14 protein-coding genes and 3 tRNA genes are annotated in these 15,345 nt (G+C 65.2%); 10 read left to right on the top strand and 7 right to left on the bottom strand.

Features of this window, described 5'->3' with window-relative positions; translation table 11 throughout:
- Positions 1–123 precede the first annotated feature (123 nt).
- The 6 genes from AC1Z3W_RS26725 (at position 124) to AC1Z3W_RS26700 (ending at position 5,238) form a co-directional block, all read left to right on the top strand.
- Positions 124–669, top strand: coding sequence for an NUDIX hydrolase (locus AC1Z3W_RS26725; protein WP_057924364.1), 546 nt, complete (start codon positions 124–126; stop codon positions 667–669).
- An 11-nt stretch (positions 670–680) separates the two neighbouring features.
- Positions 681–1,445: a leucyl/phenylalanyl-tRNA--protein transferase gene (gene aat, locus AC1Z3W_RS26720; protein WP_483508801.1), complete on the top strand. Its 765-nt coding sequence runs from the start codon at positions 681–683 to the stop codon at positions 1,443–1,445.
- 33 nt (positions 1,446–1,478) lie between these two features.
- Positions 1,479–2,309 (top strand): arginyltransferase, encoded by an 831-nt coding sequence (locus tag AC1Z3W_RS26715; RefSeq protein ID WP_124833080.1) that lies wholly within the window; start codon positions 1,479–1,481, stop codon positions 2,307–2,309.
- 179 nt (positions 2,310–2,488) lie between these two features.
- Positions 2,489–3,526 carry a quinone-dependent dihydroorotate dehydrogenase gene (locus AC1Z3W_RS26710; protein ID WP_057924361.1) on the top strand — a complete coding sequence of 346 codons (1,038 nt, stop codon included), beginning with the start codon at positions 2,489–2,491 and terminating at the stop codon, positions 3,524–3,526.
- A gap of 102 nt (positions 3,527–3,628) precedes the next feature.
- Entirely contained in the window at positions 3,629–4,423 is a 795-nt protein-coding gene (locus tag AC1Z3W_RS26705; protein WP_057924360.1) for a cystine ABC transporter substrate-binding protein, read from the top strand.
- Positions 4,424–4,545: 122 nt separating this feature from the next.
- Positions 4,546–5,238: an amino acid ABC transporter permease gene (locus AC1Z3W_RS26700; protein ID WP_057924359.1), complete on the top strand. Its 693-nt coding sequence runs from the start codon at positions 4,546–4,548 to the stop codon at positions 5,236–5,238.
- Between the two features lie 54 nt (positions 5,239–5,292).
- Here the strand turns inward: AC1Z3W_RS26700 and AC1Z3W_RS26695 are convergent, their stop codons facing one another.
- The 6 genes from AC1Z3W_RS26695 to rnr all read right to left on the bottom strand — a co-directional run bounded on the left by AC1Z3W_RS26695 (position 5,293) and on the right by rnr (position 12,516).
- Positions 5,293–6,279, bottom strand: a complete 987-nt coding sequence (locus AC1Z3W_RS26695; protein WP_483508799.1) for a Gfo/Idh/MocA family protein — start codon at positions 6,277–6,279, stop codon at positions 5,293–5,295.
- 104 nt (positions 6,280–6,383) lie between these two features.
- Entirely contained in the window at positions 6,384–7,100 is a 717-nt protein-coding gene (locus AC1Z3W_RS26690; protein ID WP_057924357.1) for a FadR/GntR family transcriptional regulator, read from the bottom strand.
- A gap of 283 nt (positions 7,101–7,383) precedes the next feature.
- On the bottom strand, positions 7,384–8,076 hold the full coding sequence (gene rpiA / locus AC1Z3W_RS26685; protein ID WP_057924356.1) for a ribose-5-phosphate isomerase RpiA: 693 nt from the start codon (positions 8,074–8,076) through the stop codon (positions 7,384–7,386).
- A gap of 103 nt (positions 8,077–8,179) precedes the next feature.
- The gene (locus tag AC1Z3W_RS26680) at positions 8,180–9,052 is read right to left on the bottom strand and encodes an N-acetylmuramoyl-L-alanine amidase (RefSeq protein WP_124833083.1); all 873 of its coding nucleotides are present in this window, start codon (positions 9,050–9,052) and stop codon (positions 8,180–8,182) included.
- Between the two features lie 105 nt (positions 9,053–9,157).
- Positions 9,158–9,901, bottom strand: coding sequence for a 23S rRNA (guanosine(2251)-2'-O)-methyltransferase RlmB (rlmB, locus tag AC1Z3W_RS26675; RefSeq protein WP_057924354.1), 744 nt, complete (start codon positions 9,899–9,901; stop codon positions 9,158–9,160).
- Positions 9,902–10,053: 152 nt separating this feature from the next.
- On the bottom strand, positions 10,054–12,516 hold the full coding sequence (gene rnr, locus AC1Z3W_RS26670) for a ribonuclease R (RefSeq protein WP_057924353.1): 2,463 nt from the start codon (positions 12,514–12,516) through the stop codon (positions 10,054–10,056).
- Positions 12,517–12,765: 249 nt separating this feature from the next.
- Between rnr and AC1Z3W_RS26665 the strand changes: the two genes are divergently transcribed.
- From AC1Z3W_RS26665 to AC1Z3W_RS26650, 4 genes are all read left to right on the top strand, one after another.
- A tRNA-Leu gene (locus AC1Z3W_RS26665) sits at positions 12,766–12,852 on the top strand.
- A gap of 183 nt (positions 12,853–13,035) precedes the next feature.
- Positions 13,036–14,025: an aliphatic sulfonate ABC transporter substrate-binding protein gene (locus tag AC1Z3W_RS26660; protein ID WP_124833084.1), complete on the top strand. Its 990-nt coding sequence runs from the start codon at positions 13,036–13,038 to the stop codon at positions 14,023–14,025.
- Positions 14,026–14,140: 115 nt separating this feature from the next.
- Positions 14,141–14,227, top strand: a tRNA-Leu gene (locus AC1Z3W_RS26655).
- A 242-nt stretch (positions 14,228–14,469) separates the two neighbouring features.
- Positions 14,470–14,556 (top strand) — tRNA-Leu (locus tag AC1Z3W_RS26650).
- Between the two features lie 80 nt (positions 14,557–14,636).
- Here the strand turns inward: AC1Z3W_RS26650 and AC1Z3W_RS26645 are convergent.
- Positions 14,637–15,140 (bottom strand): Ohr family peroxiredoxin, encoded by a 504-nt coding sequence (locus AC1Z3W_RS26645; RefSeq protein ID WP_057924351.1) that lies wholly within the window; start codon positions 15,138–15,140, stop codon positions 14,637–14,639.
- Between the last annotated feature and the right edge of the window lie 205 nt (positions 15,141–15,345).

The raw sequence follows: 15,345 nt of genomic DNA, 5'->3' as shown, positions 1-15,345 counted from the left end.
TTTCACGCCCGATCCCGCGCATCGCGCGTTGCGCTTCGCGCGGCATGCCGCACATATGCGCGCGCGTTCGAGAATGCCCCGCCCCGGTGATACACTCGCATCACCTCGTCCCTTCCACTCGTCATGAAATTCTGCTCCGTCTGCGGTCACGAAGTCATCGCGCGCATTCCTCCGGGCGACAACCGCGAGCGCTTCATCTGCGATCACTGCGGCACGATCCATTACCAGAATCCGCGCAACGTGGTGGGCACGGTGCCGGTCTGGGGCGATCAGGTCCTGCTGTGCCGCCGCGCGATCGAACCGCGCTACGGTTTCTGGACGCTGCCCGCGGGCTTCATGGAAATGGGCGAGACGACGGCCGAGGCCGCCGCGCGCGAAACGCTCGAGGAAGCCGGCGCGCGCGTCGAGGTGCAGAACCTGTTCACGCTGCTCAACGTGCCGCACGTGCATCAGGTCCACCTGTTCTATCTGGCGCGGCTCACCGATCCGGCTTACGAGGCCGGCGAGGAAAGCCTCGAAGTCAAGCTGTTCGACGAAGCCGACATTCCGTGGGACGAGATCGCGTTCCCGACCGTCAGCCAAACCCTGCGCTTCTTCTTTGCCGATCGCGCCGCCGGCGACTACGGCGTGCATACCGGCGATATCTTCCGCTCGCTGCGCAACGGCTGAGCCCGCGCTCCATGGTCCCCTGGCTCGGCCCGGACGATCCCTTTCCGCCCATCGAACGCGCGCTCGGTCCCGCAACCGGCGCGCCGGGGCTCCTCGCCGCGAGCGCCGACCTGCTGCCGTCGCGCCTGATCGAGGCCTACCTGCGCGGCATCTTCCCGTGGTATTCGGACGGCCAGCCTGTGCTGTGGTGGAGCCCCGACCCGCGGATGATCCTCGCGCCGGCCGAATTCAAGGTGTCCCCGTCTCTGCGCAAGACGCTCAGGCGCGTGCTGCGCGACCCCGCATGGGAAGTGCGCGTCGACCACGACTTCCCGGGCGTGATGCGCGCGTGCGCGCAGGCGCCGCGCCGCGGACAGCGCGGCACCTGGATCACGGCCGAGATCATCGACGCGTATACGTCGCTCTACCGGTCCGGCAACGCGCACAGCATCGAGACGTGGCACGACGGGCGCCGCGTCGGCGGCCTCTACGGCGTCGCGTTCGGACGGATGTTCTTCGGCGAGTCGATGTACGCCGATGCCACCGATGCGTCGAAGATTGCGCTGGCGACGCTCGTCGCCCACCTTCGCGAGCAGGGGCTGGAGATGATAGACTGCCAGCAGAATACGTCGCATCTAGCGTCGCTCGGTGGCCGCGAGATCGCACGCAAGGCCTTTGTCGCTCACGTGCGCCGCGCGGTAGCCGAACCGCCGATTCCGTGGCAGTTCGACAAGCGCATGCTCGCCGCGCTGACGGGCCCCGCCGAAACGGCGGCGCCCTCCGGGACCGAGCGCTAGCGCGGCACTCCCTCCCTGCATCGAGAGCTGCCCATGACTCACCCGACTGAGCTGCCGCTTTCACCGCTTTCGGCGCTGCAATTCTATGCAACGGCGCCCTATCCGTGCAGCTATCTGGACGGCCGCATCGCGCGCTCGCAAGTCGCGACGCCAAGCCACCTGATCAACTCCGACATCTATACCGAGCTCGTGAAGGCCGGCTTCCGGCGCTCGGGCGTGTTCACCTATCGCCCGTACTGCGACGGCTGCCGTGCGTGCGTGCCGGTGCGCGTGCCGGTCGGCGCGTTTGCGCCGTCGCGCACGCAGCGCCGGATGTGGAAGCGGCACCGCGCGCTCGTCGCGACGGTCTCTCCGCTGCACTACGACGAGGAGCACTACGCGCTCTACATGCGCTATCAGTCCGCGCGCCACGCGGGCGGCGGCATGGACCGCGACAGCCGCGACCAGTACGAGCAGTTCCTGCTGCAGAGCCGGATCAATTCGCGCCTCGTCGAATTCCGCGACCTCGACGCGCCGGGCGGCGAGCCGGGCAAGCTGCGCATGGTCAGCATGATCGACATCCTCGGCGACGGACTTTCGTCGGTCTACACGTTCTTCGAACCCGACGACCAGCACTCGAGCTACGGCACCTACAACATCCTGTGGCAGATCGAGCAGGCGAGGAGCCTCGGCCTGCCGTACGTGTATCTCGGCTACTGGATCCGCGAGAGCCCGAAGATGGCCTACAAGGCGAACTTCCATCCGCTCGAAGGGTTGCTCGACGGCCGCTGGAAAGTACTCGATCCCGATCGGGTCGACTTGCCGCCGGTCGACGCGGCACTGGCCCGCGCGCCGCTGCCAGGCGGACATTCCGGGTCGGGTTGAGAGGTCGTCCCGCGGCGCGGCTTCGCGCCTGCAACGGGCGCCGTTTCTGCCCGTGCACGCGCCGCCGCACCGCACGAGCAACGCCACCGCCGGCGCGCGCGAAGCAAAGCCCGCCCTTGCCGCGCAACTCCCGGTAAAATAGCGGGTTGTCATTCATTCCGGCTGTCCGCCCAATTCCCGTGTTCAGTTCCCTCTATCCGCTGGCCCGCGCATCCCTGTTCAAGATGGATGCGGAAGACGCTCACCACCTCACGCTGCGCGCGCTCGGCGCGGCCGGCCGCACAGGCCTCGCCTGCGCGCTGTCGGCCCGTGTGCCCGATGCGCCGCGCACCGTGATGGGGCTCACGTTCCGCAACCCGGTCGGCCTCGCGGCCGGCCTCGACAAGGACGGCGCGGCCATCGACGGCCTCGCATCGCTCGGCTTCGGCTTCATCGAGGTCGGCACGGTCACGCCGCGCCCGCAGCCGGGCAATCCGCGCCCGCGGATGTTCCGCCTGCCGCAGGCCGAAGCGCTGATCAACCGGATGGGCTTCAACAACCACGGCGTCGACCAGTTCGTGAAGAACGTCCAGGCGGCCCGCTATCGCGGCATCCTCGGCCTGAACATCGGCAAGAACGCCGACACGCCGATCGAACGCGCCGCGGAAGACTACCTCTATTGCCTCGAGCGCGTGTACCCGTTCGCGAGCTACGTGACGATCAACATTTCGTCGCCGAACACGAAGAACCTGCGCCAGCTGCAAGGCGCGGGCGAACTCGACGCGCTGCTCGCCGCGCTGAAGGACAAGCAGCAGCGCCTCGCCGACCTGCACGGCAAGCTCGTGCCGCTCGCGCTGAAGATCGCCCCCGATCTCGACGACGAACAGGTGAAGGAAATCGGCGACACGCTGCTGCGCCACAAGATCGAAGCGGTCATCGCCACCAACACGACGCTGTCGCGCGCGGCCGTGCAGGGCCTGCCGCACGCGGACGAAGCCGGTGGCCTGTCGGGCCGTCCGGTGTTCGACGCGTCGAACGAAGTGATCCGCAAGCTGCATGCCGAAGTCGGCAGCGCGGTGCCGATCATCGGCGTCGGCGGCATTTTCTCGGGCGACGACGCACGCGCGAAACTCGCGGCCGGTGCGTCGCTCGTCCAGCTGTACACGGGCTTCATCTATCGCGGCCCCGCGCTCGTGGCCGAATGCGTGAAGGCCATCGCGCGCGAACGCGCCGCGTAATATAGCCATAAACAAACAATATTTAGTGGTCGATTGTATTTTTGCTATGATCGACGCCACTGTCAGAATCAAGCGCCCCGCCGGGGCAAGGAAGCTCACACGATGAAAATTTCGCTGCTGAAGAAGCTGCTGGTCGCCGGCCTGATCGGCACGTCGTTCGCCGCCGCCACCGCGCATGCGGCCGACCTCCTCGACCAGGTGAAGCAACGCGGCACGCTGCGCGTCGGCCTCGAAGGCACGTTCCCGCCGTTCAACTCGAAGAACCCGCAAGGCGAACTCGTCGGCTTCGATGTCGACATCGCGAAGGCCGTCGCCGCGAAGCTCGGCGTGAAGGCCGAGTTCGTCACGACCGAATGGAGCGGCATCATCGCGGGCCTGCAGGCCGGCAAGTTCGACGTGATCGCCAACCAGGTCGGCATCACCGACAAGCGCAAGGAAACGCTCGACTTCTCGCCCGCTTACACGTACTCGTCCGCGCAGCTGATCCAGCGCAAGGACGACACGCGCCAGTTCAAGTCGCTCGAAGACCTGAAGGGCAAAAAGCTCGGCGTCGCGCTCGGCACGAACTACATGGACATGGCGAAGTCGGTACCCGGCATCGACGTGAAGACGTACCCGGGCGCGCCCGAGTACCTGCGCGACCTCGCGGCCGGCCGTCTCGACGCGGCACTGAACGACCGCCTGATGCTCGCGTACCTGACGAAGAACTCGCAATTGCCGCTGCGTCCGGGCGCGAACGTCGGCTCGGCGAATCCGTCGGGCATCCCGTTCAAGAAGGGCAATCCGAAGTTCCAGAAGGCGATCGACGACGCCATGGCGCAACTCGAAGCCGACGGCACGTTCACGAAGATCTCGGACAAGTGGTTCGGCATCGACGTGACGAAGCCGATCAAGTAAGCACGCCTGTGTTTCCCGCCTGACGGCGGGCCGTAAAGGGCGGCATCCGCAACGATGCCGCCCTTTGTTTTACTGGTCCGGTTTATGATTGCGCTTTCGCGCACGCATTCGATTCGTATTCCATGTCGACAACGTCCCTGCTCGTCCAATCGCTGCCGGTGCTCGCCCAGGGTGCCGTACTGACCGTCAAGTTCGCCGTGCTGTCGATGGTGTTCGGCCTGCTCGGCGCCGTCGTGCTCGCGATGATGGGCATCCGGCAAAGCGAATCGCTCGAGGGCTTCGAACGCATCTGGGTCAACGCGCTCGCCTGGCTCGCGCGCGCATATGTGAGCCTGATGCGCGGCACGCCGCTGCTCGTGCAGATCTTCGTGATCTATTACGGGCTGCCGAGCCTCGGTATCTCGCTCGATCCGACGCCGGCCGGCGTCATCGCGCTGTCCGCGAACGTCGCCGCTTACATGTCCGAAAGCATGCGCGGCGCGATCAACGGAATCGCGCGCGGCCAATGGCTGGCCGCATACAGCCTCGGTCTGTCCTGGGGGCAGACGCTGCGCTACGTGATCGGCCCGCAGGCACTGCGTATCGCGGTGCCGAGCCTGTCGAACAGCCTGATCAGCCTGATCAAGGACACGTCGCTCGTGTCCGTGATCACCGTGACCGAGCTGCTGCGCAGCGCGCAGGAAGTGATCGCGGCGACCTACCAGCCGTTGCCGCTGTACCTTGCCGCAGCAGCTGTCTACTGGGTGTTGTGCCAGATCCTCGAATGGGTCCAGCGCTGGTACGAAAAGCGCCTGTCGCTGCCCGCGCGGCACTGAGCACGTTGCATCGGCGCCGGGCCGCGGATGCGCGCCCGGCCCCGTCCTTCCCGCCTACTCGCCCGTATAGCGCACGCCGAGCGCCGCGCGTGCCGCGTCGGTCATCGCGATCATCTGTCGTGAATGGTCGTGCGTCATGATCGGGCTCTCGAGTTTGCCCGCGCGCAGCAGGTCGCAGAAATGCGCGGTCTCGTAGTTCAGGCCACCGCCGTCGAACGGTGCGTCGAGTTCGACGGTACGCCCGTCGGCATAGCGAATCGTCGCCCGCGCGGGGTTCCACCACTTCTCGTGAATCGTCACGTGGCCGCCGGCCGCGGCGATCAGCGCGTCACCACGACCCATCACGTCGAGCCCGCAGAAAAGCTGCGCGATGCCGCCGTTCGCGTGGCAGCTGTTCAGGCTTGCGAATACATCGACGCCCGTCGCGCCGACGCGCCCGAGCGTCTGCACGTCGCATGCGGCACCGAGCCAGTCGACTGCGAGAAACGCTTCGTAGATCCCGATGTCGAGCAGCGCACCGCCGGCACGATCGAGACGATAGACGGAATGATCGCCAGGCACCGACGACGACGCGCAGCCCGCGCGCACGAGCCGGATCTCGCCGATCGGATCGTCATCCAGGTGGGCGCGCAGTTGACGGTACAACGGAAAGAACGGCGGCTTCATCGCTTCCATGAAGAGCCGTCCGGCGGCGCGGGCGGCATCCAGCACGCCGTCGAGTTGCGTCGCGTTCAGCGTCGCCGGCTTTTCGCACAGCACGGCCTTGCCGGCGGCGAGTGCCGCCTGCGCATAGTGCGCATGACTGTCGTGAAGGGTCGCGATGTAGATCGCGTCGATGTCGCTCGCGAGCAGTGCATCGAGGCTGGCGGCAGGCGTGCCGCCGCAGTTGTCGCAGAAGGCGGTTGCCGCGTCGGCGCGGCGGGCCCACACGCCGGCGAGCATGGCACCGGGCACGTGAGCGAGGCTTTGCGCGAAACGGCGTGCAATGCTGCCAGCGCCGACGATGCCGAAGCGCACCGGGCGGTTGTCGAAGTCGTTCATCCGGATCTTCCGTGTCGGTCGTATGACGGTGGCGGCCGGCATGCTGCCGGCCGGCCGTCATGATAAACGGCTTGCCGGCTCACGGATAAGCGACGCGTTCGGATTCAGGCGCGCACGGGCACGTCGACGGAGAAATCGCGCGAGATCTCGTCGGCGCTGAAATCGATCAGGGCGAGCGATGCCGCTTCGGCTTCACGGGGGTCGCGGCGTTCGATCGCATCGACGACGCGCGCATGCGCCTTGACCGCGATGTCGTGCGCGCCATCTTTCTGCACGACGCGCGGATTCACGAGCCGCACCGCACCGCGCACGATCGCCGCCATCTGCTGGAAGAACTGGTTGCCGCTCGCCTGGACGATCCGCGTGTGCAGCAGTTCGTCCGCCGTGTCGTAGCCGGGGTCGCCCGGTTGCAACACCTTGAACGCCTCGAACGCTTCGCGGATGCCAGCGATGTCGACGGCCGTCGCACGGACCGCCGCCTGCGCGGTCGCGCGCGGTTCGATCAGCATTCGGAATTCGATGACGTCGCGCATGAACTGCGGATCCGGCTTCGCACGAAACCGCCAGCTCACGACGTCTTCATCGATCATGCGCCAGTCGCGCATCGGCCGAACGCGCGTACCGACTTTCGGACGCACGTCGAGCATGTCGCGTGCAAGCAACATCGATAATGCTTCGCGCATCACCGTACGACTGACATCGAACTCTTTCGACAGCACATCCTGCGGCGGCAAAATGCCGCCGTACTTGTCCTCGACGATACCCTCGACAAGCCCATCCATCACTTTGGCGACCAGTGACCGGTCTTTGCCCTGCTCCATGACACCTCCCCGTGCGTCGATTTGCGAACACCTGCTCCGCAGTTCCGCCGGCCCTGGTTACGACTGTTCTTATGATCTATAAGTTGATGAGTTCGAGGATATTTCGCTATCTGGTAAACACCTGACAGGGTTATCCCTCTTTTAGACGGGGTGATTTATAAGGCTTCAAAAAAAGCCCGGGAAGCGCTCTGCGCTTGCCGGGCCGCGGTTCTCTCAAAATTTAAACATGCAATCCATTACGGCATCCTGATGCCATTACGGACTGCTTCTCATTCAGTTTTAATTAACCGGGATAAACGATCGTCTCGACGCCGTTCGCCGTGCCGAGCAGGCACAGATTCGCGCCGCGCTCGGCGAACAGGCCGACCGTCACGACGCCCGGCCATGCGTTGACCTGCGCTTCGAAACCGCGCGGATCGGCAATCTGCAGCCCCTTCACGTCGATGATCTCGTTGCCGTTGTCGGTAATGTACGGCGCGCCGTCCTTCGTCACGCGCAACACCGGCACGCCGCCGAGCGCGGTCACGCGCCGGCCGATCGCCGTGCGCGCCATCGGCACGACCTCGATCGGCAGCGGGAAGGCACCGAGCACCGGCACGCGCTTGCTGCCGTCCGCGATGCAGACAAACGTATCGGCCACCGACGCGACGATCTTCTCGCGCGTCAACGCGCCGCCGCCGCCCTTGATCATTGCGCCGCTTGCGTCGATCTCGTCGGCACCGTCGACGTACACCTGCAGCGATTCGACCTCGTTCAGATCGAACACCTTGATGCCGTGCGATTTCAGGCGTTCGGTCGTCGCGATCGAGCTCGATACGGCGCCGCGATAGCGCGATTTGACAGTCGCGAGCGCGTCGATGAAGCAGTTGGCGGTCGAGCCGGTGCCGACCCCGATCACGGCGCCTTCCGGCACGTTCTGGATCACATAATCGGCGGCCGCCTGGCCAACCAGGCGTTTGAGTTCGTCTTGAGTCATGAGGTGGGAATACAGCAGGATTGCGGAAAACCGCCAGTTTACCGGACTCGGAAGACGGCTCGGGCTTTTTCCGTGCGGGTGTCGGCGCCGGGCACGCCGCCGGTCAGGGCGCGCCGGTGGCCGACGCGCTGCCGGTGGCCGGCGTGGCAGGAAAATACTTGTCGAGCAGTGCCTGCGCGATCGCGTCGGTTCCGGCGTCCGGATCGCCCGCATAGTCGGACGGCCGAAAATGCATCTGGAACGCGGCGAATACGCGCCGCGTGCGCTCATCGAGCACGCCGTCGGTCGGCACGTCGTAGCCGTAGCGCGCGAGTTTCAGCTGCAATTCGCGCACGTCGACGAGCGCGTGCGGATCGCGCCCGCCGAGCCGTGCGGTCACGGTCGCATCGTCCGGCCATGCGCCAACGCCGGCTTGCGCGAGCGCATGCCATGGGAACAGCGGCCCCGGATCGATCTTGCGTTGCGGCGCGATATCGCTATGTCCGACCACGCGCGTCGGCGGAATCTGGTAGCGCGCGACGATATCCTTCGACAGACGAATCAGCGCATCGACCTGTTCGGGCGGATACGGCTGCCAGGTACGGTTTTGCGGATCGAGCGGCCCGCGGTTCACGTTCTCGATGCCGATCGATGCCGCATTGAGCTCGGTCGTGCCCTGCCATTCGCTGATGCCGGCGTGCCATGCGCGCTTCGATTCGGGAACGAGTTGGTAGACGACCGGCATCCCGTGTTCGATGCGCGGTTGCGGCGGCACCACGTAGTGCACGCTGACCGAATCGCCCGTCAGCGTACGCAGCGATTTCGCTTCGTCGCTTTCCGTGTAATGCATCACGAGAAAGCGGATTCGCGAATCGGCGCCGCGTGCGTGCAGGCTCGTGTCGGCGTAATAGGTGCCGCGCTCGACCAGCGACGGCGACGTGCAGGCGGCCAGCAGGCCAAGGACGGCGCACGATGCGCCGAGGCGAAACAGGGTCATGGTTCGCGAGTTCCGGGAGCCGCGTGCCGCGCGCAATCGCGGCACGCGTCGTGCGGGTCATGGTGGCCCGCGCATCACGCGAGACCGCGTGCGTCAGCCCGTGTATCAGCCCTTCACGCGCCGCTGCCGCACCGCTTCATACAGGCACACGCCGCTCGCAACCGACACGTTCAGGCTTTCCACGCTGCCGGCCATCGGGATGCTCATCACTTCGTCGCACGTATCGCGCGTGAGCCGGCGCATGCCTTCGCCTTCCGCACCCATCACGATGGCAACGGGGCCGTCGAGCTTCGTTTCGTACAGCGTCGCCGACGCTTCGTCCGACGTGCCGATGATCCACACACCCGCGTCCTTCAGCTCGCGCAGCGCGCGGGCGAGGTTCGTGACCGTGATGTACGGCACCGTGTCGGCTGCGCCGCTCGCGACCTTCGCTGCTGTCGCGTTCAGGCCGACCGCGCGGTCGCGCGGTGCGATCACCGCATGCGCGCCGGCCGAATCGGCGACACGCAGGCATGCGCCCAGGTTGTGCGGATCGGTGACGCCGTCGAGCACCAGCAGCAGCGCCGGGCCCTGGATGCCGTCGAGCAACTCGGACAGGTTCTGCGCGAGCGGAACGTCCTCGACGCGCGCGACGACGCCCTGATGGCGCTCGGTGTGCGCGAGCCCCCACAGGCGGGTTTCGTCGGCCGCGATCAGTCGCACGCCCGCTTCCTTCGCGGCGTGCAGGAAGTCCTGCATGCGGCGGTCGCGGCGCGTCTGGTCGTACAGCACCTCCGCAACCGTCGATGCATCGTGCCGCAAACGTGCGGTCACCGCATGAAAACCGTAAAGAACCTTCAGACGTGACATGACTGGAACAACCTTCGATCAAACGTGCGGCCGCGCAACGCGCGCAGCCGCGATCCATGGAAAAGGAAAGCGCCGCGTTGCCGGCCGGTGACCGGTAGAACGCGGCGTCTCTCGATACTGCAAGGGCGTGCGCTTCGCGCCGCCCCGAGCGCTCAATACTTCTTGCGCGCGTGTGGCTTCTTCGCGGCCGTCTTCGCCGCCGTGCCGCCCTTCTTCTTCGCTGCACGCGCTGCACGCGCTTCCTTCACCGCGACGGTCGGCGCGCTTGCCGCCTTCTTGCGTCGCGGCACGGCATCCTCCGCCGGCGGCAACGAGCGCACGCGCGGGCCGCCGCGATCGTTGCCGTTACCGGCAGCAACCGGCGCCGGCGCGGGGCGCGGCGCCTTCACGGGTGTATCGCGCACGAGACGGAAATCGATCTTGCGCGCGTCGAGATCGACGCGGCTCACCTGCACGCGCACGCGATCCGACAGGCGATAGCGGATGCCGGTGCGCTCGCCGCGCAGCTCGTTCTTGATCTCGTCGTACTGGAAATAGTCCGAGCCGAGCTCCGTGACGTGCACGAGCCCTTCGATGAACAGCGTATCGAGCTGCACGAAGATGCCGAACGACGTGACGCCGTTCACCATCCCGCCGTACTCCTCGCCGAGCTTGTCGCGCATGAAGTAGCACTTGAGCCAGGCCTCGACGTCGCGCGACGCTTCGTCGGCACGCCGCTCGTTCGCCGAGCAGTGCAGGCCGAGTTCTTCCCAGATCGCCGTGTTCGAGCGCGAACGGCCGCGCGCTTCGTCGTCGGCCTGCTGCATCGCGCGGGCGCGCGGCGACAGCGCGGTGTTCAGCTCGAAGCCGTCCGGCGCCTTCGGTGCGTACTTCTTGCCGGACAGGATCGCGTAGATCGCGCGGTGCGTGAGCAAGTCGGGATAGCGGCGGATCGGGCTCGTGAAGTGCGCGTACGCCTCATACGCGAGACCGAAGTGGCCGATGTTGTCCGGGCTGTAGACGGCCTGCTGCATCGAGCGCAGCAGCATCGGCTGCAGCATCTGCGCATCGGGCCGGTCGCGAATCTGCGCCATCAGCGCCGCGTAGTCGCTCGCGTGCGGCTTGTCGCCGCCACCGAGCGACAGGCCCATGCCGCGCAGGAACGCGCGCAGGTTCTCCAGCTTCTCCGGCGTCGGCCCCGCGTGCACGCGGTACAGGCCCGGGTGCTTGTTGCGCTTCAGGAAGTCGGCCGCGCAGACGTTCGCGGCCAGCATGCATTCCTCGATCAGCTTGTGCGCATCGTTGCGCTGACGCGGCACGATCTGCTCGATCTTGCCCTGCGAGTTGCAGACGATGTACGTCTCGGTCGTGTCGAAGTCGATCGCGCCGCGCTTCTGGCGGGCAGCGAACAGTGCCTTGTAGACGCCGTACAAGTCCTGCAGGTGCGGCAGCAGGTCCGCGCGGCGCGCCGCCTCCGGCCCCTTCGTATTCGACAGCACGGCGGCGACTTCGGTGTACGTCAGGCGCGCGGCCGAATGGATGACCGCCGGATAGAACTGGTACGCCTTGATCTCGCCGCGCGCGGTAATCACCATGTCGCACGCGAGCACGCAGCGGTCGACCTGCGGATTCAGCGAGCACAGCCCGTTCGACAGCTTCTCGGGCAGCATCGGGATCACGCGACGCGGGAAATAGACCGACGTGCTGCGCTCCAGCGCGTCGGCGTCGAGACCGTTGCCCGGCTGTACGTAGTGCGACACGTCGGCGATCGCGACGATCAGGCGGAAGCCGTCGCCGCGACCGACCTTGGTCGGCTCGCAGTAGACGGCATCGTCGAAGTCGCGGGCGTCCTCGCCGTCGATCGTCACGAGCGGCACGTCGCGCAAATCGACGCGGAAACGCAGGTCGGCCGGCCGCACCTTGTCCGGCAGCGCGGCGGCTTCGTCGAGTGCCGGCTGGCTGAATTCGTGCGGCACGCCGTACTTGCGCACGGCGATCTCGATTTCCATGCCCGGATCGTCGATGTCGCCGAGCACTTCGACGACGCGGCCGAGCGGTTGCGAATGACGGCTCGGGAAGTCGGTCAGCTCGACGACGACGACCTGCCCCACCTTCGCCTTCTTCACGTTCTGCGTGATCAGGATGTCGTGGCCGATACGCTTGTCTTCCGGAGCGACGATCAGCGCGCCATTTTCATTGAGCAGGCGGCCGATCACACGCTTGTTCGCACGCTCGGTAACCTCGACGACATGGCCTTCCGGCCGGCCGCGGCGATCGTAGCCGACGATCCGCGCGAGCACGCGGTCGTTGTGCATCACCTTCTGCATTTCGCCGTTCGGCAAAAACAGGTCGTCCTGGCCGTCGTCGCGGATCACGAATCCGTAGCCGTCGCGATGCCCCTGCACGCGACCGGCCACGAAGTTCGACGGATGAGTGAGCTGGTAGTGGCCGCGCTTGTCGAGGCGGATCTGGCCGTCGCGTTCCATCGCGGCGACTCGCCGGAAGAACCCCTCGCGCTCCTGACGCTTGATCGACAGCGCTTCGGCGATGTCGTTGGCGGCCAGCGGCGCGTCGCTCGTACGCAGCACGCCGAGAATTTCTTCACGGCTCGGAATGGGGTACGGATATTTGCTCAAGGGTTTGTCGATGATTGTTCTCGTTGCGTTGACTGACGGTGCACGGCATCAACATAGAAGTGTCCGTCAGACAGTTCTATAGTGACGGCGGCGGATCATTCTATCACCCGCCTGTGTTGCGAAATGACGCGAATGCCGCGCCCAGGCGCCACAGCGGCCGGTTTGCGGCGCATCGCAAAAAAGTGTTGACACCAATAATTGGGGCGCTATAATTTCACTTCTTTGCAGCAAGCAGCTACTGCAAAACGTGCCCAGGTGGCGGAATTGGTAGACGCACTAGGTTCAGGTCCTAGCGGTGGCAACACCGTGGAGGTTCGAGTCCTCTCCTGGGCACCATCTGTTTTTAAAAAGGTCGGCTTTTAGCCGACCTTTTTCATTTCCGGCGCGCACATTGCACGCACTGGCCGCGCCATATACCCGCCGCTCCGATCGATAGCAGAATTAATCAGTTATTGATTGCCCTCCCCGTTGGTACGTTAGCCGCCTTGCTCTCAACGAGCCCAACGAGGAATTCTCCACATGACGTCGATGAACCGCCGCGTATTCACGCATGCGATGCTGGCCGTCGGCCTGAGCGCCGCCGGCATCCGGACTCACGCAGAGAACACGCCATCCGCACTGCGCATCGGATACCAGAAATCGTCGACGCTCATTACGCTACTCAAGACGCGCGGCACGCTGGAGCAGTCGCTCGCTCCGCTCGGCCTGCGCGTGTCGTGGCACGAGTTCGCGAGCGGCTTGCCGCTCACCGAAGCGCTCAATGTCGGCGCTGTCGATTTCAGCGCCGACGTGGCCGACACGGTTCCCGTCTTCGCACAAGCCGCACATGCGCGCTTCGTGTACGTCGCGCAGGAAGCGCCGTCGCCGAAAGCGCAGGCCATTATCGTCAAGCGCGACAGTGCACTGCGCACGCTCGCCGATCTGAAGGCCAGGCGCATCGCCGTCACGAAGGCTGCCGGCAGCCACTACCTGCTGCTTGCCGCACTCACGCGCGCCAAGCTCGCCCCTGCCGATACGGCGATCCACTACCTGACACCGGCGGATGGCCGCGCGGCGTTCGAGCGCGGCAGCGTCGATGCGTGGATCACGTGGGATCCGTACGTCGCGTCCGTCGACTCGAATCCCGACGTGCGGATTCTGGCCGATGGCAACGGGCTTGCTTCATACCAGCGCTACTACCTCGCATCGAGCAGCTTTGCTGCCGCGCGCCCAGACGTCATCCAGATCGTGTTCGATCGTCTGTCGCAGGCTGGCACATGGCTGCGCGAACACCAGCAAGAGGCTGCCAATACCCTGGCGCCGATCTGGGGACTCGACGCGAAGACGATCGAGCGCGCGAACGCGCGACGCAGCTATCTCGTGCGCGACGTGGTCACGCAGAACTTTGGTGAGCAGCAGAAGATCGCCGATACGTTCCTCGCAGCCGGTTTGCTACCCGCTCGCGTCGACACGAGCGAAGCGTTGCGCTGGAATTTCACGGCGAAGCGTGCGGATCCGATCGGCGTCTGAAAACCCGAACATGCAACGCGCGATATTTTTATCGCCAATGATCAAATGGTGTTGACAGCCTCTACAGACACGCTATAATTTCGCTTCTTTGCAGCAAGCAGCTACTGCAAAACGTGCCCAGGTGGCGGAATTGGTAGACGCACTAGGTTCAGGTCCTAGCGGTGGCAACACCGTGGAGGTTCGAGTCCTCTCCTGGGCACCATCTGTTTTTAAAAAGGTCGGCTTTTAGCCGACCTTTTTCATTTCCGGCGCCGAATAGATAACGCGCAGTCATGGCAGCATCCATATGCCCGGCATCTTGTCGCATCGCCCCCTCGCTACGACGCGCATCTCTAGCCCCGCAGGCAAGCCGCCAAATTATTTTCGTTCGCGACCTCAAATTCTATTGACAGGTTCTTCAGACACGCTAGAATAGCTGTCTTCGCATCGCAGCAAGCGAAACGTGCCCAGGTGGCGGAATTGGTAGACGCACTAGGTTCAGGTCCTAGCGGTGGCAACACCGTGGAGGTTCGAGTCCTCTCCTGGGCACCATCTGTTTTTAAAAGGTCGGCTTTTAGCCGACCTTTTTTCATTTCCGCTGCCGGAAGCGCGATATCCACCTCACATCGCGCTCACACCGTCCCGGTGATGCGTACGGTGTGCCCAATCCCCTCCCTCGCCATCTTCGCGTAAGGACAAATCGCCTCGGTCGCGGCGACGAGCTTACGCGCATCATCGGCACCCACACCCGGCATGCTGACCTCGACATCCAGCGTGAGCGCAAACCAGCCATCCGCCGGGTCGCGCTGAAACGTTGCGCTGGCCGAAATCGCGAGATCGACGGGCAGTCGAATCCGGCGTTTCGTCGCGACCAGCACCAACGCGCCATGAAAACATGCGGCGAAGCCGGCCGCGAATAGCTGCTCCGGATTCGTGCCGCCACCCGTGCCACCCAGTTCAACCGGCAAGCGCAACGACACATCCAGTTCGCCGGTTGCCGAACGCACATGTCCGGACGACCGTCCATGCGCCGACTCGCCACCAGTAACGGTCACCGTCGTCGAGTAAAGCGGGAGCGGTTCGCTACCGGTGTATGGGTCAAGTAGCGATATCGAAGGACGCGTCGTGCGGTGCATGGACTTTCTCTCAAATAGAAGCAGACGCAGGGCGGCTTCCGCCGCCGCGTCGATGAACAAGCGACCTGCAGCCCGCGCCACATGCCCCCGCCTGCACCGACATCGCCATCTCCGTGCTGCCGTATTGCAAACAGCCCGATAGGCAATCGTGGCGTGTGCCTGAAAGCAAATCCATCAGACGAATTCGAAACTTCCGACCTCCCCG

The organism is Burkholderia sp. 10_S31, from assembly GCF_056930375.1.
The sequence above is the reverse complement of the archived record's forward strand: the minus strand, read 5'-3'. Positions and strand labels throughout refer to the sequence as shown.